This window comes from Candidatus Hydrogenedentota bacterium (assembly GCA_019695095.1).
Taxonomy (GTDB): domain Bacteria; phylum Hydrogenedentota; class Hydrogenedentia; order Hydrogenedentales; family SLHB01; genus JAIBAQ01.
This window is the reverse complement of the sequence record JAIBAQ010000054.1, coordinates 1-22,110: the sequence shown is the minus strand read 5'-3', so window position 1 is coordinate 22,110 and position 22,110 is coordinate 1. Positions and strand designations below refer to the sequence as shown.

Annotated in this window: 20 protein-coding genes; 15 read left to right on the top strand and 5 right to left on the bottom strand. The window is 58.4% G+C overall.

The genetic code is table 11. The features are described from left to right. Nucleotides 1–24: 24 nt before the first annotated feature. The 15 genes from K1Y02_11035 to K1Y02_10965 all read left to right on the top strand — a co-directional run bounded on the left by K1Y02_11035 (nucleotide 25) and on the right by K1Y02_10965 (nucleotide 17,355). Nucleotides 25–420 carry a YraN family protein gene (locus K1Y02_11035; protein MBX7256885.1) on the top strand — a complete coding sequence of 132 codons (396 nt, stop codon included), beginning with the start codon at nucleotides 25–27 and terminating at the stop codon, nucleotides 418–420. A gap of 5 nt (nucleotides 421–425) precedes the next feature. Continuing rightward, complete coding sequence (locus tag K1Y02_11030) at nucleotides 426–1,778, top strand: sigma-54 dependent transcriptional regulator (protein MBX7256884.1); 1,353 nt, start codon at nucleotides 426–428, stop codon at nucleotides 1,776–1,778. Nucleotides 1,779–1,984: 206 nt separating this feature from the next. Then, complete coding sequence (locus tag K1Y02_11025; GenBank protein MBX7256883.1) at nucleotides 1,985–3,826, top strand: HAMP domain-containing protein; 1,842 nt, start codon at nucleotides 1,985–1,987, stop codon at nucleotides 3,824–3,826. A 184-nt stretch (nucleotides 3,827–4,010) separates the two neighbouring features. Then, on the top strand, nucleotides 4,011–5,729 hold the full coding sequence (kdpA, locus tag K1Y02_11020) for a potassium-transporting ATPase subunit KdpA (GenBank protein ID MBX7256882.1): 1,719 nt from the start codon (nucleotides 4,011–4,013) through the stop codon (nucleotides 5,727–5,729). A 14-nt stretch (nucleotides 5,730–5,743) separates the two neighbouring features. Further along, entirely contained in the window at nucleotides 5,744–7,765 is a 2,022-nt protein-coding gene (gene kdpB / locus K1Y02_11015; protein ID MBX7256881.1) for a potassium-transporting ATPase subunit KdpB, read from the top strand. Between the two features lie 11 nt (nucleotides 7,766–7,776). Next, complete coding sequence (kdpC, locus tag K1Y02_11010) at nucleotides 7,777–8,358, top strand: K(+)-transporting ATPase subunit C (protein ID MBX7256880.1); 582 nt, start codon at nucleotides 7,777–7,779, stop codon at nucleotides 8,356–8,358. A gap of 7 nt (nucleotides 8,359–8,365) precedes the next feature. Next, nucleotides 8,366–10,027: a PTS sugar transporter subunit IIA gene (locus K1Y02_11005; protein ID MBX7256879.1), complete on the top strand. Its 1,662-nt coding sequence runs from the start codon at nucleotides 8,366–8,368 to the stop codon at nucleotides 10,025–10,027. A gap of 1,097 nt (nucleotides 10,028–11,124) precedes the next feature. After that, nucleotides 11,125–12,456, top strand: coding sequence for a signal recognition particle protein (gene ffh / locus K1Y02_11000; protein MBX7256878.1), 1,332 nt, complete (start codon nucleotides 11,125–11,127; stop codon nucleotides 12,454–12,456). A gap of 55 nt (nucleotides 12,457–12,511) precedes the next feature. After that, entirely contained in the window at nucleotides 12,512–12,802 is a 291-nt protein-coding gene (gene rpsP, locus K1Y02_10995; GenBank protein MBX7256877.1) for a 30S ribosomal protein S16, read from the top strand. A 21-nt stretch (nucleotides 12,803–12,823) separates the two neighbouring features. Beyond that, nucleotides 12,824–13,063, top strand: a complete 240-nt coding sequence (locus K1Y02_10990) for a KH domain-containing protein (protein MBX7256876.1) — start codon at nucleotides 12,824–12,826, stop codon at nucleotides 13,061–13,063. Between the two features lie 15 nt (nucleotides 13,064–13,078). Beyond that, nucleotides 13,079–13,606, top strand: coding sequence for a ribosome maturation factor RimM (gene rimM, locus K1Y02_10985; protein MBX7256875.1), 528 nt, complete (start codon nucleotides 13,079–13,081; stop codon nucleotides 13,604–13,606). Beyond that, nucleotides 13,596–14,348, top strand: coding sequence for a tRNA (guanosine(37)-N1)-methyltransferase TrmD (gene trmD, locus K1Y02_10980; GenBank protein ID MBX7256874.1), 753 nt, complete (start codon nucleotides 13,596–13,598; stop codon nucleotides 14,346–14,348). Before rimM ends, trmD begins: the two co-directional genes overlap by 11 nt. Continuing rightward, complete coding sequence (rplS, locus tag K1Y02_10975; protein ID MBX7256873.1) at nucleotides 14,345–14,746, top strand: 50S ribosomal protein L19; 402 nt, start codon at nucleotides 14,345–14,347, stop codon at nucleotides 14,744–14,746. The genes trmD and rplS overlap by 4 nt, the downstream gene beginning before the upstream one ends. 103 nt (nucleotides 14,747–14,849) lie before the next feature. Then, nucleotides 14,850–15,623 carry a ribonuclease HII gene (locus K1Y02_10970; GenBank protein MBX7256872.1) on the top strand — a complete coding sequence of 258 codons (774 nt, stop codon included), beginning with the start codon at nucleotides 14,850–14,852 and terminating at the stop codon, nucleotides 15,621–15,623. Between the two features lie 43 nt (nucleotides 15,624–15,666). Beyond that, the gene (locus K1Y02_10965; GenBank protein MBX7256871.1) at nucleotides 15,667–17,355 is read left to right on the top strand and encodes a tetratricopeptide repeat protein; all 1,689 of its coding nucleotides are present in this window, start codon (nucleotides 15,667–15,669) and stop codon (nucleotides 17,353–17,355) included. Here the strand turns inward: K1Y02_10965 and K1Y02_10960 are convergent. The 5 genes from K1Y02_10960 to K1Y02_10940 form a co-directional block, all read right to left on the bottom strand. Beyond that, complete coding sequence (locus K1Y02_10960) at nucleotides 17,347–19,797, bottom strand: hypothetical protein (GenBank protein ID MBX7256870.1); 2,451 nt, start codon at nucleotides 19,795–19,797, stop codon at nucleotides 17,347–17,349. The genes K1Y02_10965 and K1Y02_10960 overlap by 9 nt on opposite strands. Nucleotides 19,798–20,334: 537 nt before the next feature. Next, entirely contained in the window at nucleotides 20,335–20,664 is a 330-nt protein-coding gene (locus K1Y02_10955) for a type II toxin-antitoxin system PemK/MazF family toxin (protein ID MBX7256869.1), read from the bottom strand. After that, nucleotides 20,661–20,891: a ribbon-helix-helix domain-containing protein gene (locus K1Y02_10950; protein ID MBX7256868.1), complete on the bottom strand. Its 231-nt coding sequence runs from the start codon at nucleotides 20,889–20,891 to the stop codon at nucleotides 20,661–20,663. Before K1Y02_10950 ends, K1Y02_10955 begins: the two co-directional genes overlap by 4 nt. Nucleotides 20,892–20,912: 21 nt before the next feature. Next, complete coding sequence (locus K1Y02_10945) at nucleotides 20,913–21,092, bottom strand: hypothetical protein (protein ID MBX7256867.1); 180 nt, start codon at nucleotides 21,090–21,092, stop codon at nucleotides 20,913–20,915. A gap of 219 nt (nucleotides 21,093–21,311) precedes the next feature. Beyond that, nucleotides 21,312–21,965, bottom strand: coding sequence for a hypothetical protein (locus K1Y02_10940; GenBank protein ID MBX7256866.1), 654 nt, complete (start codon nucleotides 21,963–21,965; stop codon nucleotides 21,312–21,314). Nucleotides 21,966–22,110: the final 145 nt, after the last annotated feature.

Here is a 22,110-nt window from a genome sequence, read left to right as displayed (position 1 = left end):
TTTCGACGCCATAAACCCAAGCCGTTGGGCGCACAGGGCGAAGATTTGGCTGTCAGGCTTCTCAAACAGGAAGGGTTCATCATTCTGGGCCGAAACGTGGAAGTAGGGCGTTACGAGCTCGACATCATCGCGCGGGAAGACGACACGATTGCATTCGTGGAGGTCAAGACGCGCCGTGACGATGGGTACGCCGCGCCGGAAGCCAATATCACTCCGAAGAAACAGCGCCACATTCGTAGTGCTGCCCACCGCTGGCTGAGTGACAACGAGCCGGAGGACGTCTACTTCCGGTTCGACGTGGTGACGGTCGTGTTGCCCGAATCGGGCGAACCTGAGTTGCTGTTGATCCGCGACGCCTTTCCCGACGTGCGGCCGGTGAAGGCGAGCGTATCGCCGCGCGCCCGCATGCGCCGGAGATGATTCCCATGGACACCGAGAACGCCGCACTCTCAATTTTGATCGTCGATGACGAGGCCAACATCCGAAAGACGCTGGCCGTGTGCCTGGAGGCGGAGGGCCATTCCGTCGTATCGGTGGGGAGCGCGTCGGAGGCCATCCAGGCCGTAACACGGCAGAGTTTTGCGTTGGCGTTCGTCGATGTGCGTCTGGGCACAACCAGTGGACTGGATCTTGTTCCCGAGCTGCTGACGCTCGCGCCTTGGCTGAAGATTGTCGTCATCACGGCGTATGCATCGATAGAAACCGCGGTGGAGGCCATGCGGCGGGGGGCAATCGACTACATTGCGAAGCCCTTTACGCCGCCCCAAGTCCTGATTGCCGTGCGTAAGATGTCGGAAATGCGCTCTCTTGAATTAAGGCTGCAGCAAGTTCAGCACGACCTTGCGGGCGCAAGCCCGGATGTGGACCTTACCAGCACCAGCCCTGTTATGCAGCGCGCGCTCGAGTTGGCGCGGCAGGTAGCCCAGAGCGAGGCTTCTGTCCTGATCCTGGGCGAAAGCGGGACTGGTAAGACGGTCCTTGCGAAAGTCATTCATGCTTGGAGCCGCCGGGCACGCAAGCCCTTCGGCGTTGTGTCGTGCCCGTCGCTGTCCGGGGAGTTGCTTGAGAGTGAGTTATTCGGACATGTCCGCGGTTCGTTTACCGGTGCGGTGCGCGACAATCCCGGAAGAGTGATGGCGTGTGAAGGAGGGACCCTGTTTCTTGACGAAATCGGGGAACTGCCGCTGCCGTTGCAGCCAAAACTACTGCGATTTATTCAGGATAAGGAGTATGAGAGCATCGGCGACGTCAGAACACGGCGGGCCGATGTGCGCATCATTGCTGCAACGAATACCGATTTGGCGCTGGCGGTCTCGGATGGGCGATTCCGCGAGGATCTATACTACCGGCTGAATGTGTTTCAGTTGGAAATCCCACCGCTGCGCGAACGAACGGCGGACATCGTCCCCATTGCCAAACGATTACTCGCCTTCTTCGGCACGGCAACACACCGGGGCTTCCTTGGGTTTACGGACGAAGCCGAGCGTGTTTTGACCGAGTATCCGTGGCCGGGCAATCTGCGAGAGCTCCGAAACGTCATCGAACGCGCCACCATCGTGTGTACTGGCGATTCGGTGGGTATTGAGCATCTGCCTGATTCCATGGTTTCACGCGAAAGCCAACCCCGAATTGGCGAGCGTATCTCGCTTGCAGAACTGGAGGAACAGCACATCCGGCGGGTGCTGGCCACGACGAGTTCGCTTCAGGCGGCGGCGGAGATTCTGGGCATCGATCAAGCAACGCTGTGGCGCCGTCGCAAACAGTACGGTATCACGTAGTCCGCAATTTGCATCGGCGCTCAGTCGCGTTGGCGCAAATCCGGGCTTGCCCCGCCTTGCATTCTGCAATACCGCGTGAAATTGCCATTGCAGCCTGCATGATTCGCTAGACACCCCGGCCTTTCTTTCCTTTCTGCATCAACGACTTAGACGCGCCCGCGCCTTGGCACCAGTCTTGTTTCTTCTCAGGCAAGGAAGTACACATCATGATTGGTTTACGACAGAAACTTGGTATCGGGTTCGGGGCATTGCTGCTCGTCACGGTGGTGATTGGCGGCGTCAGCATTTCGCAACTTCATGTGTTGGGGCGCGCAATCGACGTAATCATGAAAGAGAATTATCGAAGCGTCATTGCGTGCGGCGACATGAAGGAAGCGCTGGAGCGGATGGACAGCGGCGCGCTATTCACGATGCTTGGCGACGAGGACGAGGGCAACGCGCTCATCGACGCCAATCGGATCGTGTTTGAGAAGGCGCTTCAAACCGAGATTTCGAATGTTACGTTGCCCGGAGAAGGCGAGAAGGCCGCACAAATTCAAAAGTACTTTGCCGAATACGTCCAGAAGATAGAGACGGTTCGCAATGGGAACCTGAGCATGGACCAGCGGCGCTTGACCTACTTTGACGAAATCCTGCCGCTCTTCCAACAGATCAAGTCGCTGGCCGATACGATCCTGACGCTCAACCAGGAGAACATGGCGTCGGCGAATCGCGCGGCCGGTTTACGCGCGGCGGCGGCGCGCCATCAGATGTATATGTACTTGCTCGCCGGATTTCTGATTGCCGTCGTGAGCATCGTGCTTGTGCGGCGCTGGGTGCTGCGCCCAATCCAACTCCTCACCGATTCCGTGCGCGACATCCAACACGGCACGCTCGAGGTGGTCGTGCCCACTGTGTCCAACGACGAACTTGGTCAGCTTACGGCCGCGTTTAACGAGATGGCGTCGAAGCTGCGCGAATTCCGGCGCAGCGAACGGCTTCAGTACATTCGGGTTCAGCGCGCGACACAGGAAGCCTTCAGTTGCCTGCCCGAAGCCATTGCAGTCGTCAACGAGGCCGGCGAAGTGGAAATTGCGACGCCCAGCGCGCAGCACACGTTTGGACTCACGCCACATACGCTGATTTCACAGTGCATGTATCCGTGGATTGCAGACACATTTCATGAGGTCCTGCGCGAGGGCCGCGCCGTGCAAGGTTCGGCCAAAGACAGCGGTCATCAGTTCTTCGTCAACGGCGAGGAACGTTTCTACCGTCCCAAGGGTGTGCCGATGATCGAGCACGACGAAGGCGTGAACGGCGTCATTATGGTCCTGGAAGACGTCACGCAGTTGCGTCAGCAGGTGGAACTGAAACGCGGAGTCATTTCAACGGTATCCCACCAACTAAGGACACCGCTCACCGCGATACGCATGGCCGTGCACTTGCTGTTGGAGGAGAAGGTAGGCCCCCTGAATCCAAAGCAGACCGACCTCCTGTTGGCAGCGCGCGACGAGGGCAGCCGGTTGTCGGCAATCCTCGAAGACTTGCTCGATATCAGCCGTATCGAATCGGGCAGGGCCTTGCTTGACTTGCGCCCGATCGCTCCGTCGGAATTGGCGTTCAACGCCATCGAACGCCACGCGGGGCCGGCCAAAGATCGTGGCATTTCGCTCGTCGCGAATGTGGCGGTGGACCTTCCCGAGGCACTGGCCGACGCAACCCGTATCGCGCACGTTTTCGACAACCTGATCACTAACGCGCTGAAGTACACGATGCCCGGAGGCGCCGTAACCATTGCTGCTCGTTGCGATGCGGAATTCGTCACGTTCTCTATTTCGGACACGGGCTGCGGAATTCCCGAAGAGTACCGAAGCCGCATCTTCGATCCGTTCTTCCGCGTACCGGGGCAAGACAAATCATCGGGCGTGGGCCTCGGTTTGGCGATCGTCAAGGAAATCGTAGTGGCGCATGGCGGCACGGTGACTGCTAGCAGCGGAGACGGGGCCGGCAGCGTGTTCACATTCACCTTGCGGCGCGCCGACGCGCCCGAATCGATGGAGACCTCGTAATGCAGGACCTGGTTGTTGTCGGAGTTGTCGCTGTGTTCTTCGTGTTGTGCGCCGGTTATGTCCGGCTTTGCGAAAGGCTATAGACATGTTCGATGTCGTGGTTGGTCTCGTTTGCCTGGCAATCACCGCGTACTTGGCCGCGGTACTCGTTCGACCAGAGAAATTCTAAGGATTGCTCTCCGTTATGGACATCTATGGCTGGATACAATTTGCCCTGTTTCTTGGAGTGCTGCTGGCACTCACGAAACCGGTTGGACTCTATCTCGTTCACGTGCTCGATCCCGAACGGCGCACGCCCGTCAGCCGACTCGTCGATCCGGTCGAGCGAGGCTTGCTGCGACTCATGAACGTCAAGCGCTCGGACGAGCAGACGTGGCAGCGCTATGCGTTCTCGATGCTCGCATTCAGCGCGGTGTCGCTACTATTCACTTACGCGATTCTGCGATTGCAGCACCTACTTCCCTTGAACCCACAGAAACTCCCCGCCGTTCCGTCTGCGCTGGCTTTCAACACGGCGGTGAGCTTCACGACCAACACGAACTGGCAGGCCTACGCGGGCGAGACCACGATGTCGTATCTCTCGCAGATGGTAGCGCTGACGTTTCACAATTTCGCGTCGGCTGCGGTGGGTATTGCCATTGCGGCGGCGCTGGTACGCGGAATTGCGCGGCGCGAAACAAGCACCGTGGGGAACTTCTGGGTCGATCTCGTGCGCATCAATCTGCATCTGCTTTTGCCGCTCAGTTTCGTGTTTGCGTTGTTTCTTGTGAGCCAGGGCACTCTTCAAAACTTTGGCGGGTATACAACTGCGTCTACCATCGAGGGAGAGACGACGCAGACGATTGCGCAAGGGCCGGTTGCATCGCAAGTGGCGATCAAGATGCTCGGAACCAACGGCGGCGGTTTCTTCAATGCCAATGCCGCTCATCCATTCGAGAATTCAACGCCGCTCTCGAACTTCGTGCAGATGATTTCGATCTTCCTCATCCCGAGCGGATTAACGTACTACCTGGGTTGCGCAACCAAGGATCAGCGCCACGGGTGGGCCGTCTGGAGCGCAATGGCCGCGTTGTTCATTGCGGGCGCGCTGGCCTGCTGGGCCGCGGAAGCCCACGGAAACCCGCGCCTGCACGCACTTGGCGTGGAGGCTACACCCGGCAACATGGAAGGCAAGGAAGTCCGGTTTGGCGTGTTCAATTCGGCGTTGTTCGCGACGATCACGACAGCAGCGTCGTGTGGCGCGGTGAATTCGATGCACGATTCGTTCACGCCACTTGGCGGCTTGGCGCCCCTGCTCAACATCCAACTCGGCGAGGTCGTGTTTGGCGGTGTCGGGGCAGGTCTGTATGGGATGCTGGTCTTCGTCATACTGACCGTATTTCTTGCGGGACTGATGATCGGTCGCACGCCGGAATACTTGGGTAAGAAAATCGATGCGTTCGACGTGAAGGCCGCGGCTCTGGCCATTCTCATTTTGACCTTCTCAATACTCGGCTTCTCGGCGTGGGCCAGCGTCAGCGATTGGGGTGTCTCAAGCCGGGCGAACGAAGGGCCCCACGGCCTCACCGAAATCCTGTATGCCTACTCGTCGGCAACAGGCAACAACGGCAGCGCGTTTGCCGGGTTGAACGCAAACACGAACTGGTACAACACGACCCTGGGCATCGCCATGTTACTGGGACGGTTCGCGATGATCGTTCCCATACTCGCGCTGGCAGGCAACATGGCACGCAAGCGACTCTCTCCCACTGGCAAAGGCAGCTTCCCTGTCTCGGGTCCGACGTTTGCTGTCCTGCTTGTCGCGACGGTGGTTCTAGTGGGTGCGTTGACCTTTCTCCCCGCGTTGTCACTCGGTCCTGTGCTTGAACATTTCACGATGGTCGCAACGAAGACCACGTTCTAGAGGAATCGGATATCATGGCCTCCAAGAAGCATTCTTTGCTGGACCAGGCGTTGCTGGCGCAAGCGCTGGTACAGTCCTTTGTCAAGCTCAATCCGGTCCGCATGGTGCGCAATCCCGTGATGTTTGTCACGGAAGTGGGTGCGCTACTCACTACCGTAGGGATTCTCTTCCGTCCTGAAGGCGAGCACCTGGGTTTCGGTGTGCAAATCGCCGCGTGGCTTTGGTTCACGGTGCTGTTCGCGAACTTCGCGGAAGCGCTGGCCGAAGGACGCGGCAAGGCTCAGGCCAACGCGCTCCGAAAAACACGCACGCAGACATTGGCGCGGCGGCGCGCCTCGAATGGGGCCGTGTTGACCATCAGCGCGACGGAACTGCGTAAGGGCGATATCTTCGTCGTAAGCGCGGGCGAAGTGATTGCCGCCGATGGCGAAATCATCGAAGGCGCGGCAACGGTGGACGAATCGGCTATCACCGGCGAATCAGCGCCCGTGATCCGCGAAGCGGGCGGCGATCGCAGCGCCGTAACCGGTGGCACGCGCGTACTCAGCGACGAAATCGTCGTGCGCGTTACCGCAAATCCCGGCGAGAGTTTCTTGGACCATATGATTTCCTTGGTGGAATCCGCGCAACGCAAGAAGACACCCAATGAGATAGCTTTAACGATTCTCCTCGCGGCCCTGACGATCGTCTTTCTCATCGCCGTGGTCTCGCTGAAGTTCTTCGGCATGTACTCGGGAATCGCCTTATCGCTGACGGTACTCGTATCGCTCCTGGTTTGCTTGATTCCGACGACTATTGGCGGCCTACTGAGCGCAATTGGCATTGCGGGCATTGACCGCCTGGTGCAGAAGAACGTGTTGGCGATGAGTGGCCGCGCCGTGGAAGCGGCCGGCGACGTTGACGTGCTGCTGCTCGACAAAACGGGCACGATCACGCTGGGGGACCGCCAAGCCACGGAGTTCGTCCCCGCGGACGGCGTCGCCTTAGACGAATTGGCCAATGCGGCTCAACTGGCATCGCTGGCCGACGAGACTCCGGAAGGTCGCAGCATCGTGGTGCTTGCGAAGAAACACGGCCTGCGCGCGCGTTCTATCGCCGATCTCCCCCACGCGGTGTTCGTAGCATTCACCGCACAATCGCGCATGAGCGGCATCGACATCGACGGGCATTCCATACGTAAAGGAGCGGCCGATGCCGTCGAAACGTTTGTCGGATCGCCGTTTCCTGAATCGGTGCGTTTGGCCGTGCAACGCATTTCGCAATCCGGCGGGACCCCGCTGGTCGTCGCGGACAACCAACGCGCGCTGGGCGTCGTGCATTTGAAGGACATCGTCAAGGGCGGATTAAGGGAACGATTCGAGCGGTTCCGCGCGATGGGCATCAAAACCATCATGATCACGGGCGACAACCCGCTGACGGCCGCCGCCATTGCCCAGGAGTCCGGTGTTGACGAGTTCCTCGCGCAAGCGAAGCCCGAAGACAAACTGGCGCTGATTCGCCGGGAGCAAAGCAAGGGATGCCTCGTTGCTATGACCGGCGACGGCACGAACGACGCGCCGGCGCTCGCGCAGGCCGATGTGGGAGTCGCGATGAATACCGGTACGCAGGCCGCAAAAGAGGCCGGGAACATGGTAGACCTCGATTCCAATCCGACGAAACTCATCGAGATTGTGGAAATCGGGAAACAGATGCTTATTACGCGCGGCGCGCTTACGACGTTCAGCATCGCCAATGACGTTGCGAAGTACTTCGCCATCATTCCCGCATTGTTCGTCTCGGCGTATCCGGTGGTTGCACCGCTCAACGTGATGCGGTTGAGTTCCGCGAACAGCGCCATCTTGAGCGCCGTGATCTTTAATGCGTTGATCATTGTTGCCCTGATTCCGCTGGCGCTGCGCGGTGTGACGTTTCGTCCGCTACCCGCAATCGAACTACTGCGGCGCAATCTCCTGATCTACGGATTGGGTGGCGTGCTCGCGCCGTTCGCGGGGATCAAGCTTATCGATGTCGTGCTGTCCGTCGCAGGCGTCGTGTAAAGGAGACCTCCATGAATACGCTTGTCGAATATTTGCGGCCTGCGGCCGTTGCGACGCTGGCACTCGCCGCGATACTTTGCGGAGTGTATCCCGCCGCTGTGTGGGCCGTTGCTCAGACGGCGTTTCCCAGTCAGGCCAACGGCTCGCTCTTGATGAAGGACGGCGCCGTAGTGGGCAGCGCGCTCATTGCGCAGCCGTTCACGAAACCCGCGTACTTTCATCCAAGACCCTCGGCAGCGGGAACAGGATATGACGCGTCCGCTTCGGGCGGATCGAACCTGGGGCCTATTTCGGGCAAGCTGATTGACTCGGTGGAGGAGCGCGTGCGCGCCTACCGCGAAGAAAACGGTCTGTCTCCCGGCGAGTGCGTGCCCGCCGACGCGGTCACGGCATCGGGTTCCGGTCTCGATCCACATATCAGTCCGCGCAATGCCGAGCTTCAGTGTACGCGCGTTGCGAATGCGCGCGGAATTCCCGAAGAGCGAGTAAACGCGCTTATTGCGGAATATACTGAGGGGCGCACACTGGGAATTCTCGGTGAACCTCGTGTCAATGTGGTCACGCTAAACCTGGCGCTCGACGCGCTGCGATAGCCGTACGATGAGCAACGACAAAGCCGACAGCTTCCTTCGCATGATTCGCCGCTCACAGCGCGGGCGGCTGAAGGTCTATCTCGGCTATTGCGCGGGCGTCGGTAAAACATACGAGATGCTGCAGGACGCTCACCGCATGAAGGATGAGGGCATCGACGTGGTTGTGGGTTACGTGGAGACCCACGGCCGCGCCGACACCCAGGCTTTGCTTGACGGACTGGAAGTGTTGCCGCGCATGCGGCAAGAGTATCGGGGTATCACGGTCGAGGAAATGGATGTCAACCTCATCCTCGCGCGAAATCCAACCGTGGTGCTCATCGATGAGTTGGCACACACGAATGTTCCGGGCAGCCGGAACGCCAAACGATACGAAGACGTGCAGGACATTCTCTCGCACGGTATCCACGTCATCTCCACGCTGAACGTGCAACATCTCGAGAGCCTTTACGACGCGGTGGAACACGCCACCGGGATTCGCGTGCGCGAACGCATCCCCGACAGCGTGCTGAGCGAAGCCGACCAGATTGTAAACGTGGACGTGTCATCCGAAGACCTTCGCAAGCGGCTCGCCGAGGGCAAAGTGTATCCCCGGGAACGTGTCGAAGGCGCGTTGGCGAACTTCTTCGCTCCGGCCAATTTGGAGCAATTGCGCGAGTTGGCGCTGCGCGAACTGGCGGCTCAGATTGATTCGCGCCGCAGGCAACCCACGGACGAGGAGAAGTCGGTCAGCCCCGATCAGGTCATGGTGTGCCTGAGTTCGCGCGGTCCGCAAAGTGAACGGCTGCTACGGTACGGATCGCGTCTTGCCGGCCGCCTCAACCGGAATTGGTACGCGGTGTACGTGCAGACACCGCGCGAATCGGCGACACGCATCGACGCGGAAACGCAGCGCGAACTCTCCGGCACGCTGACCCTGGCCAAGCAATTGGGCGCCATCGTGTTCACGTACAAAGGCGGGGATGTTGTCAGCGCCATCGGCAGTTTCGTGAAAGAATACCGCGTCGGCCATATCGTTATAGGCACACCCGCGCCGTTGCCATGGTGGAAACGAGTCTTTGGCAGAAAAGACATACTCGAACGGCTCACGGACAAGGTCCGAGACACGACCGTTGTGGTAGTGGATACACGGCGCGCGCCCGAGCGACAGGAGTCCGCTTCGGTTGAGTCTGCAAAGGGCGGCCACGAAGGTCAGACTCGAATGGTGGAAACCGACGCAGCGCGCTTACGGTCTCTCCTTGCCACAAACGGAGTTGTGATATGGGAGGAACCGGTCGCGAAGGACATCCTTCTCCGAAAATTGGTGGAGGCGATTGACGTTGAGAGCGTAGGAGTTTCCACGGAATCGGTCTTCGCGCGAATTGTCGAACGGGAAAGCCAAGGAAGCACCTTCTTTAACGAGGGCGTTGCATTTCCGCACGCTCGCATTGACGGTCTTCAACAGCCCATTCTGGCGCTTGGCATTACGCACGGCGGCGTCTCAGATGAGTCCACGGGCAAACCCATTGAGCTTGTGTTTCTGACGCTGTGTCCTGCGGATACGCCCGCATTGCAGGTGGAATTATTGGCTTTGGCCAGCCGGACCGCTAAGGACCGGCGATTTGCGCGCGCTGCGCGAACGGCGAAAGAGTCAGCCGCGTTGTTGGAGGCATTGACCTATCCCGAGGACTGATACCACCCCGGATCCCACCCTAACGACCGCTCGGAAGGAGCATCACATGCCAGAGGATCGGCTTGTTTCTTAGGAGCGGCAGTAAAGCATCTGGTACTACAAGGAATCGTTCTTAAGCCAGATCCTTCGCTTCGCTCAGGATGACCTAAGGAGATAGCGCGGCACATTTCGTATGGTGTTGCGGAGATGTCGCTATGCCCACCGCAGTGGTTGAGGGACGGCGCGTGAGAAACAGACTGCCACTTGTCATTCTGAGCGTAGCGAAGAATCTGGCTTAAACAGAGCAGAAGGCGGAACGCTGCACCGGATGGCTGGTGTAGTGTTTTCTTACCAGGTCCTGCGCGCCGCAAGGCGCAAAACATAACAGCCTGGCACGGCATAGCCGCAACCAAAAGTGACTTAACCACGGGTGAACACCGACGACTTGACTCGATACTCCAGAGCGCTGCAAGCGCGAAATACTCCAGCCTGGGGTAAGATTCGCGTCACCGACGCGAATCGAAACCCCAGGTAACCGCCCCCAACCAACGTGAGTCCTGTAAGGACGAAAGCAACCTATAACGTCCCCTTCTTAGGAGCCACAACAGAGACCTCGGTTATCCGCGCCGCGCTCGGCGAGCGCTACGCTACTGAATCGCGCCGAGGGCGGCTGCGCCACAGGGTGCGGCATCCCTCGTCTGGGGAAGCCCGGCGTGGAAGCCGGGCGCTACAAAGAACGCGACTGACGTTTAATGTGCGAGCGTAGTGTGGGGCCAAACGCAACAGACCCCGCATGAGCCTACTTCCCGAAACGCGGCCCCGGTAGCGCCGCGATCGCCGAGCGCGGCGTGGGGTATCCCGCAGACTGCAAGTAGGTTGGGTGCCAGCGGCCACGAGAACAGTGCGCTAATTGGGTTCGTTTATCGGAGTTCATCGGTGTTCACCCGTGGTTGAGTCTCATTTGATTGCGGCTATGCTGCGCCGGGAATATGGCCTCAGAAGCGTTGCCGACCGCGAGTTGCAGCGGGTTTCCGGCGTATGCTATATTCCCCAGTCCGTCCATAGGGCGAATTATGTCCGGCGAAGGAAAATAACCTTGGCAGAGACCGTGTAGAACCATGTTCGAATCGCTTTCTCAGAAACTGGATCGCGTCTTCAAGAATATTCGAGGTCAGGGAAAACTGACCGAGAAGAACATGAAGGACAGCCTCCAGGAAATCCGGATGGCGCTGCTTGAAGCCGATGTTAACTATAAGGTTGTCAAGCAGTTCATTGCGGATGTGCAGGAGCGCGCCCTCGGCCAGGAGGTGATGGCGAGTATCCAGCCGGGTCAGCTTATCGTGAAGATCGTTCACGACGAGTTGATCAAGATCATGGGCGAGTCGAATGTTCCGCTGACGCTGTCGCAGACGCCGCCGTCAATCATCATGATGGTGGGTCTCCAGGGTCAAGGTAAGACGACCTCGGCCGGTAAGCTGGCGGCATTTCTGAAGAAGAACGGGCGCAGGCCGTTGCTGGTCGGCGCAGACGTATACAGGCCCGCGGCTATCAAGCAGTTGGAAGTCGTGGCGCAGCAGGCGGGCGTCGAGAGTTTTAGTCTTGGCGAGCACGCGGACCCGGTGAATACGTGCGTGATGGCGCTGGGCGAAGCCCAGATGCGCAATTGCGACATCATCATCCTCGATACTGCGGGCCGCCTGCATGTGGACGACGAGATGATGGCGGAAGTGCGGCGCATTCACGCGCAGGTGAAGCCGCACGAGATTCTGTTTGTCGCGAGCGCGATGACCGGTCAGGACGCGGTGAACTCGGCGAAACAGTTCCACGCGAACTTGCCGCTCACGGGCGTGATTTTGACGCAGATGGACGGCGACGCGCGTGGCGGCGCGGCCATCAGCTTGATCCATGTGACGGGTTGCCCAATCAAGTTCGTGGGTACGGGCGAAAAGCTCGACGCCCTGGAGCCGTTCCATCCAAGGCGGATGGCGGACCAGATTCTCGGCATGGGCGATATCGTGTCGCTGGTCGAGAAGGCCCAGGAAGTCATCGATCGCGACAAGGCGATTGAGTTCCAGAAGAAGGCCAAGAAGGCCAACTGGGACCTCGAAGACTTCATGGATCAGCTCAAGCAGGTCAAGAAGATGGGGCCGCTGGGCGATTTGGTGAAGAAGATTCCGGGCATGTCGAAAATGCTTGGCGACGATTTTGAGTTTGACGCGGACGAATTGAAGTACACCGAAGCGATCATCAACTCGATGACGCGTAAGGAGCGTCAGAACCCGAAGATTATCAACGGGAGCAGACGCCTTCGGATCGCGGACGGCAGCGGCACTTCGGTGCAGGAAGTGAACCGGCTGCTGAAGGACTTCGAGAAGATGAAGAAGATGATGCAGCAGATGATGAAGGGCGGCGGAAAGAAGCGCCACATGATGCGCATGCCGGGATTTTAAACCCGAGCCAATACACGACGTAGAGAACGGTCAACAGGGAGACTAAGGAAGAGACATGGCGACAGTAATTCGATTGCAGCGCGGCGGGCGCACGCACGCGCCGTACTACCGGGTGGTAGTGATGGACTCGCGGGATCGGACCCGTGGGCGGGTCATTGACCAGATCGGCGTATACCAGCCGTGCGCAAAGCCCGAGCCGCAGGCGGAAATCGACGAGGCAAAAGCGCTTGCGTGGCTGACGAAGGGCGCGAAGCCTTCGGAAACCGTTCGCGCGATGCTGACGAAGAAGGGTGTCATGGCCGCGCATGCATCTGGCGCAAAGTCTGAAGGCGAGGCGTCCGCGTAGCGCGGATGAGGCATGACGAACATGGCACAACTGAACGATTTGGTTGAGTTCGTTGCGAAGAAACTCGTAACGCACCCCGAAGACGTGAATGTGCGGACTATCGAGAGCGAAGAGGGCCAGATTGTGGAGTTGCGCGTGAACCCCGAGGACATGGGAAAAGTCATCGGGAAGAACGGCAAAACCGCAAAGGCGATGCGCTCGCTCTTGGCGTCAGCTACGACGAAGTCCGACACGCGCGCCGTTCTGCAGATTGTGGAGTAGCGGCGCAGCCGCGCCATGACCGGCTCGTGGGTCGAGATTGGCGTGGTGCGGTCGGTGAATCCGGCCCGGCGTGAGTTGCGTGTGCAGCCGCGCAGGTCTGGGAGAAGCCGAATCGAGGGCGCGGATTGGGTCTACGTGGGCCGTTCTGCGAACACCCCCGTTCGGTGCAAAGTGGCGAACGTGACAGCGGGTAACGAGTGGATTGTGATCGCGTTGGCCGCGGGAGTGCCTAGAGACGCGGTGGCGGGCATGCGAAATGCCGTCGTGTACGTCGAGCCGGAGACATCTTCGGCGCGGCAAGCGGGCGAGTACGAAGTTTCGGAATTGATTGGACTTGAGGTCGTGTCGAACCGGGGCGAGCGGATTGGAACGATTCGCGACGCGATGGAAACCGGTGCGAACGACGTCATTGAGATAGAGACCGCGACAGGCAAGCGTTTCTTGCTTCCGGTCATTGAGTCAATAGTTGAATCGATACATTGGAACGAAGGCCAAGTCGTTGTAGGCGAATACGGGCCGTATGCGGTCGACGATGAGGATTGACGTTCTTACGATATTTCCCGAGTTCTTCGAGGCTCCCTTGAAGGTGAGCCTCCTCGGAAAGGCCATCGAGCGAGACGCGCTCACGGTAGAGGTGACGGACATTCGCTCGTTTGCGACGGACCGGCACCGCACGGTGGACGATGCGCCGTTTGGCGGCGGCCCGGGAATGGTGATGAAGTGTGAACCGCTGTTCGCGGCGGTGGAAAGCTTGCGCGGGCGAAACTCGCTCGAACGGGTGATCCTGATGTCGCCGCGAGGGCGGCCATTGACGCAAGGGTTGGTGCGCGAATTGGCGCAACACCCGGACTTGGTGCTGGTCTGCGCCCGATACGAGGGCGTGGACGAGCGCGTGAGCCAAGCGTTGTGCACGGACGAGATCTCCATTGGAGACTACGTGCTCAGCGGTGGCGAGTTGCCTGCGCTGGTGGTCATCGAGGCGTTGAGCCGGATGATTCCCGGTGTGGTCGGCGATTGGGAGTCCGTTGCGACGGACTCGTTTTATGATGGGATTTTGGGCTCGCCGCAGTACACGCGGCCGCCGGTCTTCCGCGGGATGGAAGTGCCGGCGGTGTTGCGGGAAGGTAATCATGCGGCCATTCGCCGGTGGCGGCGGAAAGAAGCCCTGCGGATAACGAAACACCGGCGTCCGGATTTGCTCGAGGCCTGTGACAACGAGGATCGTGCGCTCCTGAAGGAAATCGAGCGGGAAGACGTGGAGTCGGAAAGGGAGGTCGAGTCGTGAATATCTTGGAAGAATTGAAGCAGGCCCAGAAGAAGCCGGCAAGCAAAGTGCCGAAGTTCAGCATCGGCGACACGGTCCGCGTGCATTTCCGCATCATCGAAGGCGAGAAGGAACGCGTGCAGGTCTACGAAGGCGTGGTCATCGGGCGAAAAGGCGGAGACAGTCCTGAAGGCCGGTTCACGGTGCGCCGTGTGGCATTCGGCGAGGGTGTCGAGCGCGTGTTCCCCATCCATTCGCCGCGCATCGAAAAAGTGGAAGTGGTCCGCGAAGGCCGCGTGCGCCGCGCCAAGCTCTACTACCTGCGCGAACGTTCGGGTAAAGCGGCCCGTGTGCGCGGACGCGAGCGTTCTGCCGTTAAGAAGTCGGCAAGCACGGAGACCTCGGGAGCAGCCGAGTAAGAAAGAATTCGCGACATTTGTCGTGGTATGCTTGGGGCGGAAGATTTCCGCCCCGTTTCTTTTTGGAGCACTGCAAGTGAGAGAGAGCCTTACGGCACTTCGAATGCGCGTCGAAGCCGGCCCTCCGTACTCGGGGGCCTTTTTGCGCGATCTGGAGACCGACGAGCGTAGCGGCGCGCGCGCTTTGCTCGCCATTTGCCATCGGATGGAACTTCGGGCGAAGGCCTCGAAGGACCGCATGGAGGCTATGTTCCGATACGAACACGAGGCAAAGGCCACGGGATTTCGGCGTGTGGGTGGCGTTGACGAGGCCGGGCGCGGCCCGCTTGCAGGGCCCATCGTAGCGGGGGCGGTCGTATTGAACGAACCCATCGCGGGCCTGAACGATTCGAAGCTGCTGAAGGAATCAGAGCGGGAATCGTTGTACGAGCGAATTATGAACGACGGCCACGCGGTGGGAGTGGCAGTAATTGAACCCGAAGACATCGACCGGCTCGGTATTCAGACGGCAAATTACCGCGCGATGACCTTGGCGGCAACCTCGCTGGAGCCACTGCCCGACTTTCTGTTGATTGACGGCTTTGCAGTACCCGGTTGCCCCATACCGCATCGCCGGATTGTGAAAGGCGACCGTCTCTCGCAGTCCATTGCCGCAGCCAGCATCATTGCGAAGGTCACGCGCGATCGCATCATGCTGCAAGTTGACACGGAGTTTCCGGAGTACGGGTTCGCGCGCCACAAAGGATATGCTACGGAAGAACATCTGGCGGCCATCGAACGTCACGGACCTTGCCCGGTCCATCGTAAGAGCTTTGCGCCGTTTACCTCCGCCGCCCAAACAGGCAGCCTGTTCGAAGAATCTAACATGGCTTCATGACACACCAGGGATTTTCTGCATGCACCCCAAAAGTCGAATGCGTATGACAATTGCCATCCTGCTTGTATTGTGGTCCGCCTGCGCGACGGTTCCCGATGCCCAATTGGCAGCGGCGGAACAGAGCGGCAATCAGGCAGACGCCTACACGCACTACCTCATGGGCGTCATCCACCAGCGAGCGGGACAGTATGAGGATGCGCTGAAGGAGTTTCGCAAGGCATCGGATTTGGCTCCCGGCTCGCTCTCGCTGGATATCCGGCTGATTCAGTACTACGTCGATCTTCAGGATTATCCAAACGCGGAACAGATGTGCAAACGCGTGTTGGAGCAGCGCAAAGACGACGCGAGTCTGTGGATTATCTTGGGCCGAATCTACCAGGAGCAGGACAAGTACGAGGACGCCGCGCAGGCGTTTCAAAAGGCCGTGGAGCTCAAGCCTTCGGACCCAGACGATTACCAACGCCTCATCCTTGCGGGCGAGCAGGCGAACGATCAGATCACGACTATTGACGTTTTAGAGAAGTTCATTGAAATCAATCCAAAGTCCGAGCAATTGCACTTGCAGCTTGGATTGACGTATTTGCGCATCAACAACGTGGAATCGGCCAAGACCGCGTTCGAAAAAGCGCTGGGCCTGAACGCGGGATTGTCACAAGCGCAATTGCTGCTTGGCGTGTGCCTTCTCGAATTAGGCAATCCTTCCGCGGCGGCGGAACATTTTCGCACGTTTCTGCAGCAGTCTCCCGATGACGACGAGGGACACGTGTACCTGGCGGGCGCGTTGGGGCAGCAACAACAGTATCAGGCCGCGGCTGACGAACTGAAGATCGTGATTGCACGAGGCCAGGCCAAACCGCAGCACACCCTCGACCTGATGTATCTCCTCATCCGGGCAGGGCGCTACGATGAGGCTTCGGAGATCATTCCGCCCAACGATGCCCCCATTCTGGGCACGCTGTTTCGCGCGTGGGCACGCAAGTTCGCTTCGCAACCCTATCGCCCGTTGCTGGATTCGCTCGACAGTGTTGAAGGCGAAATTGACGCGGAATGCACCGATTTTCTGAACAGCCTGCTATTCCGGTATGGGAAACAAGACGCCGGCGAGTTTGCCATTTCGAGTCTGAAGGCGTTGCGGGATGAGGGTGTGAAATCCAAATACGTGGACATCGTCCTTGCGCGGACGTACATCAGCCTGGAGAAAAATGCGGAAGCGGGCGAATTGTTGGAGGCGGCTCTTGCTCAGTACGGACCCGACAAGTGGATTCACTACTACCTTGGAACGGTATACGAAGCGCTTGACAAGGTGAAGGATGCAGAAAAGCACCTGAAGGCGACACTCGCGCTGGATCCGGAAGACGCGGAAGTGATGAACTTCCTGGGGTACTTGTACGCGGAGAAGAACATCAGCCTGGACGAAGCCGAGAAGCTCCTCAACCAGGCGTTGGCCATTGAACCCAATAACGCGTTTTATCTCGACAGTCTAGGTTGGATCTACTACCGTCAGGGAAAAGCAGACCTCGCTATCGAGTCGATTCGGAAAGCAATCGTCCTGATGACCAGTGACGACGCGGTGCTGCGCGACCATCTGGGTGATGTGTACCTTCTAAAGGGGGACAAAGTGCGTGCTGTTGGCGAATGGGAGCGCGCGCATCGTTTGGATCCCAAGCTTGAAGGCGTGCAAGAGAAGATCGATAAGTACAAGAAGAAGCTGAAAAAGGGACCATCAAAGTGATGGCGGTCTGAGCGGATACGGCTCGGGGCGCTGTCGCAGAATGAGGATGGTGTCATCCTTCTTCAACGTCACGGTCTGCTCGGCAGGATTGAATTCGCTCACCGTCCAACCGTCGTGCACTTCATCGCCCACATTGAACGTGCGTTGCTGGGATCGGCCATCGGGCAGGATCACCTGAATAGAGAAACTCGCGTCTCGACCGGCCTGAGCAATGATACCGCGAAGCTGTACCTGCGCGGTCAACAAATCCGCCAATACGCTGGGGACTTTCTGGGGTTCTGAATCCGGAGACGGGGCTTCAGCAGAGTCAGGTGTTGGCGCCTGGGGCGCGGGCGCAACCGCGGGTGCCGCGGATTGCGCGGTTCCATCGCCCGGCGGGATCAGCGAGAAGGTTTCGGCAGTGCGCCAACCCGTGATTTTGGAGCCTAGCTGCACGCGGTATTCACCGGGAGGTAGCATATAGGTGAACGTGGCGCTTTCAGTGGGCTGCAACGGGATGCCTCCCAAGACGCCGGAGCGCGGCATTGGCCTGGGCGAATCGCCGGTACGGAACGCCACGGGCGGACCGGCATCTTCCCAGGAGTCACTCCCGATCTTCCGCTCCAGCAGGAGATCGTACGCGTTGCGCAGCGTCGATTGACTCGACAGCAACATGAATCTCCGTCCTTCGTTCGTAATGCGGACCGGAGTCTCGAATGACGGAGGGACGTTGTCCCTGACAAATGTTGGCTGGCCGGTGGTGACGGCTGGGCGAGGTGTGCGCAGACCGCCTATCTCGGTGACAATGATCGCTATGGCGGCTACTGTCAGCACTACAGCGAGCGGTAGCATGGCGCGGACTTCGCGCAGAGGAGCCAAAGAAAGTACGCTCGACAGGCCAATACCCGCCAATCCCGCGATATAAAGAAGCATTCCCGGCTGGAGCAACAAGTTTCCGCCCTCGCGCAGGCGCTCACCAGTCGCGCTGTCGAGATATGCGGATTCATGCACGTACGCAGCCGAGGCCACACAACCAATAATCCACACACCACAGATGACGAGACCCCGTGCCGATTGCTGCGGCACAAACGCGAGAAATGTGATCAGGAGCGCTATTGTCGCCGGAAACGACACCAGCCAGTGGGCATCTACGTCGCGCGCGGTCATGGTCCGGAAGATCTCAAACGCGGAGGCATTGCCCGCCAGCGGAAGGAACAGCGATACGACCAGCACTACGGCACTTGCCCACGCAAGCCATGCATCGAATGGAACGCGCATCGAATTGCTCGACTGCGCAAGCCGCTCCAGGAATGTGCCCCGTGGATGCGGCACTTCGTCAGGCGAATTGGCCCCCAATGCGCGCGCCACGAGACGCCGCGCTTTGGCGTGATCGGTCTTGGCGCGGATAAGGTCGCTCTCAATGGAGGCAAATTGGGCCGAGTTAATGGTTCCGACCTTTAAGCGGTTGCGCGCGTGATCGAGTTGCGCGTCGACTGCTTGCACATCGCCCGCGTAATCGCGCGCCAATTGATCGAGCCGCTCGCGGTAGTACTGCACTTCTGACAGAGCCCGATCCTTCGCGGCGCGAAGTTCGTCGCGGCGGCTCCCGCCGTTCTTACTGCCCCGGTTCGATGTGTATTCCTGAAATTCCCGCTCGGTTTCGCGGCGCTGCGCCAACGCCTTCCTTAACCCTTCAATGTGCCAGTCGAGGAGCAAAGCGCTGTCATCGAGTTCACGGATAAAACCCACTCGAATAGCGCCCGAAGGAATCTGATCGAACCCAGCCTCAACATAACCACCCGCGGCCGCGGCCGTTCGCGCCGCTAGCCATCCGCGCAGATTCACCTGCCGCAGTTCCATGATGTCGCGGCGGCGGCGAAGCCGGTCAACTTGTGCGGCGTACTCGGAGAAGGTCATCTCCCCCACGCGCACGGCGAGGTGCAATTCTCCGATAGTGTCGTTCGCGGTGGCAAGCTCTATGGCGGATTCCATCAGGCGTTGCCGCAATTCCTCTTCAAGATCGGCAAGAGCATCCCCGATACGCACGCGATACTGCTTAAGATCCGATTCACTGGGCGCGTTTTCGCCCGCCGAACCACCGTCCAGCAGTCTCTTGGCTTTCTCATCAAGGCTCATAAGAAGCCGCTGGGATTCGAGAATTTCTATCGGAACCGATCCCAATGACGATTCAGGAACCTCCCCCTCCAGATTCATCTCGCGTTCTTCGAGTGGAGGCGGCGGTTCGCTGTCAACGGGGCGCTTTTTAACCTTGCGCAGAAACTGCGGGTGGTCTTTGAGATGGAGTTCGGTCGTGTTGGGAGGCATTTCATCAAGGCGGGGGATTCGGATTTTCTGCCGGCACGCCACACATTTACCCGGCCGTCCGAACATATCCTCGGAGACTCTCATCTTCTGCCCACAGACACAGTAGATGCGCAGTTCCGTGGTATCGCTTCCTGGCATTATGCTGCTCTCCCGACGCCTAACCCCGCAATTTGCATCGGCGCGATTGAGCGCCGGCGCAAATTGCTCACGTGCAATACTTTGAGGTTATGCCATGAGGATTTCTCACGAATACACTCTGTCAACGAGGGACCATCGCATTTTCCAGTGCAAGTCTCGCGAACGCGCGAGTCACGAGATAGGCTCGCGTGTGTTCGTAAGAAATCCGGGCTACCAAAGCAAGAGTGCCTCAGAATCCATCAAAAATGCAAGTGCCTGAACGACTTAGCGATTTCACCCCGACAAGGACTGGCGATTTTTCGACAATTTGTCAAAGTGTTGACGGTGATAATCTGTCAGTCAATTATCCCGCCTTTGACCCGATCCTTGCACACGAACGACTTACAAACGGACCATCGTTCAAAAACCCTTGGCACGCCTATTGCTTTCCTATACTCGTCTCGCTTAGAAGACGGAAAGCACAGTCCCAGCAAAGCCCTCGGTGCTACCCCCACCGAGGGCTCTTGCTATTTAGCGATATTGAACAAGTACAACTGTTCATCGGTCAAGTTCCAAGGCATTCTGCAGTGCCGCTTTGAGTAAGTCTAATTTCTGCGGTTTCAGAGTGCCAACAAAGTTCGTCAATACACTCTTTGGAATACTGACCAACTCATCACAGTGCACACAGCTGTGATGCTTGAGTCCTTCCTCAACCCCAATTGGGACTTGAGTAGACAGTCCGTCGCAGCTCGAATATACAGGCGCACAGATTACTGTCGAATGCCGCGAGTCGATCAGAACTTGTCGACTCACAACTACAAATACCCTTTGTTTGCGCGGGTCGTGAGCCGACGGATTGGTGACGAGATACAGATCTCCGCGCTTCACGGGATTAGCTGATAGCCCAACACGTCTTCTGCTTCTTGGTTGAGCCGCTCCGCATGCTTGTTGAGTATGGCCAAGTCTTTAGCGTCCACCTCTTGCTTGTGTATCTGAGCAAGGAACGACCTAACCGCTTCCTCGATGAAACCAGAGCGATTCTTGAACTGCTGGGACCTTTCATCGATTGCAGTCAGTAAGTCTTCCGAAAGTGTGATAGATGTCTTTATTTTCATACCCTAAAATATACCACGAAGTTATTCTGCCGTCAATTCCAGCCATGGCAGGGCCTTCATTTCAGTCGAGTCTTGAGGGGACGACGCGATACGCTTCAAGTCGTGGTCTTCATAGCGAAGGAGAATCCGCACCTGAATTCGGTAAGCTACTTCTTCTTTCCCTTCATCGCTGTAACTTGCCTCACCCCATTCCTCAAGCACCCCCAATTCTTACGCAACGGATCTGTCTTTGGATTCGCCAAAAGTGTCAGACGACCCGGCAACAATCGCCAGCGTAAAAGCAAGGATGAAGTGCTTCACGGTCATCTTCTCCCAATTAGACCATTATCAATCGAATCCCCCCGCGATCTTCTCAGTTCCGCCTCCTGCAGAACTCAGCGAAAATACAGTTAGATGCCATGACTCCGAGAACTTGCCTTCTCAATACAGCCACCCCAGCACGCCCATGCACACGACATTCAGGCCGATTGCCAATGAGTACAGAAACACGTTGGTGGCGATTTTGGCTTTCATGGTTTTGCGGCTGAGCACGAAGATCATGGCCACATAAAAGTGGAAATAGCCGAACAGGAAAATGAGCCAGACGCCTTTGAAGGAACGGTTCCAGAATTCGTACTCCCACACAAGGTGTCCGCCTTTGTTGAGGAACCATTCGACAAGCACGCAGAAGGCCGCGTAGGTGATGCCCCAGAACCACCAGTTGGGAATGCCGAGAATACGGACACGGTAGTCGGGGTTGATGGTGTAGTAATAGATGATGCCGGATATCGCGAACATGAACATGATCTCGATGTTCCAGCCCATCATCGTGCGGAAGGCGGTTGGGCCGGGCGCGGTCCATAGCGCGGACCGTTGCGTGAAGTGGAAGATGAGACCGTTGATCGTCTCGTTGACGAAGTCCATGCCAAACAAGGTCAGCCCCGCGAACACGGCGTCCCAATTGCCCGTTTCGCGCGCCTTGTGCATTTCCTTGGTGTAGATATAGAAGACAATCGCCATCAGCGGGATCACGTACCACTGTAACGTCGTCCAGTCCCGCATTCCGATAAGCGCTTGCTGCGATGCCTCGGTCATGTCTGCACTCTCCCCCGCCGGTTCTTGCTCCGGCTATGCCCCTGTCTCTCGCCGATGACAATAGGGCGCACAGTTGGACAGAAGCAAGCGCGGCGAGGCGAGCTAGTGTAGTTAATCGTAGTTGAGGCAACATATTGATAGACCC

Coding starts and splice junctions, on each gene's coding strand:
- K1Y02_11030 (MBX7256884.1), top strand. CDS start 426: ATGGACACCGAGAACGCCGCACTCTCAATTTTGATCGTCGATGACGAG.
- K1Y02_11025 (MBX7256883.1), top strand. CDS start 1,985: ATGATTGGTTTACGACAGAAACTTGGTATCGGGTTCGGGGCATTGCTG.
- kdpA (MBX7256882.1), top strand. CDS start 4,011: ATGGACATCTATGGCTGGATACAATTTGCCCTGTTTCTTGGAGTGCTG.
- kdpB (MBX7256881.1), top strand. CDS start 5,744: ATGGCCTCCAAGAAGCATTCTTTGCTGGACCAGGCGTTGCTGGCGCAA.
- kdpC (MBX7256880.1), top strand. CDS start 7,777: ATGAATACGCTTGTCGAATATTTGCGGCCTGCGGCCGTTGCGACGCTG.
- K1Y02_11005 (MBX7256879.1), top strand. CDS start 8,366: ATGAGCAACGACAAAGCCGACAGCTTCCTTCGCATGATTCGCCGCTCA.
- ffh (MBX7256878.1), top strand. CDS start 11,125: ATGTTCGAATCGCTTTCTCAGAAACTGGATCGCGTCTTCAAGAATATT.
- rpsP (MBX7256877.1), top strand. CDS start 12,512: ATGGCGACAGTAATTCGATTGCAGCGCGGCGGGCGCACGCACGCGCCG.
- K1Y02_10990 (MBX7256876.1), top strand. CDS start 12,824: ATGGCACAACTGAACGATTTGGTTGAGTTCGTTGCGAAGAAACTCGTA.
- rimM (MBX7256875.1), top strand. CDS start 13,079: ATGACCGGCTCGTGGGTCGAGATTGGCGTGGTGCGGTCGGTGAATCCG.
- trmD (MBX7256874.1), top strand. CDS start 13,596: ATGAGGATTGACGTTCTTACGATATTTCCCGAGTTCTTCGAGGCTCCC.
- K1Y02_10970 (MBX7256872.1), top strand. CDS start 14,850: ATGCGCGTCGAAGCCGGCCCTCCGTACTCGGGGGCCTTTTTGCGCGAT.
- K1Y02_10965 (MBX7256871.1), top strand. CDS start 15,667: ATGACAATTGCCATCCTGCTTGTATTGTGGTCCGCCTGCGCGACGGTT.
- K1Y02_10960 (MBX7256870.1), bottom strand. CDS start 19,797: ATGCCAGGAAGCGATACCACGGAACTGCGCATCTACTGTGTCTGTGGG.
- K1Y02_10950 (MBX7256868.1), bottom strand. CDS start 20,891: ATGAAAATAAAGACATCTATCACACTTTCGGAAGACTTACTGACTGCA.
- K1Y02_10940 (MBX7256866.1), bottom strand. CDS start 21,965: ATGACCGAGGCATCGCAGCAAGCGCTTATCGGAATGCGGGACTGGACG.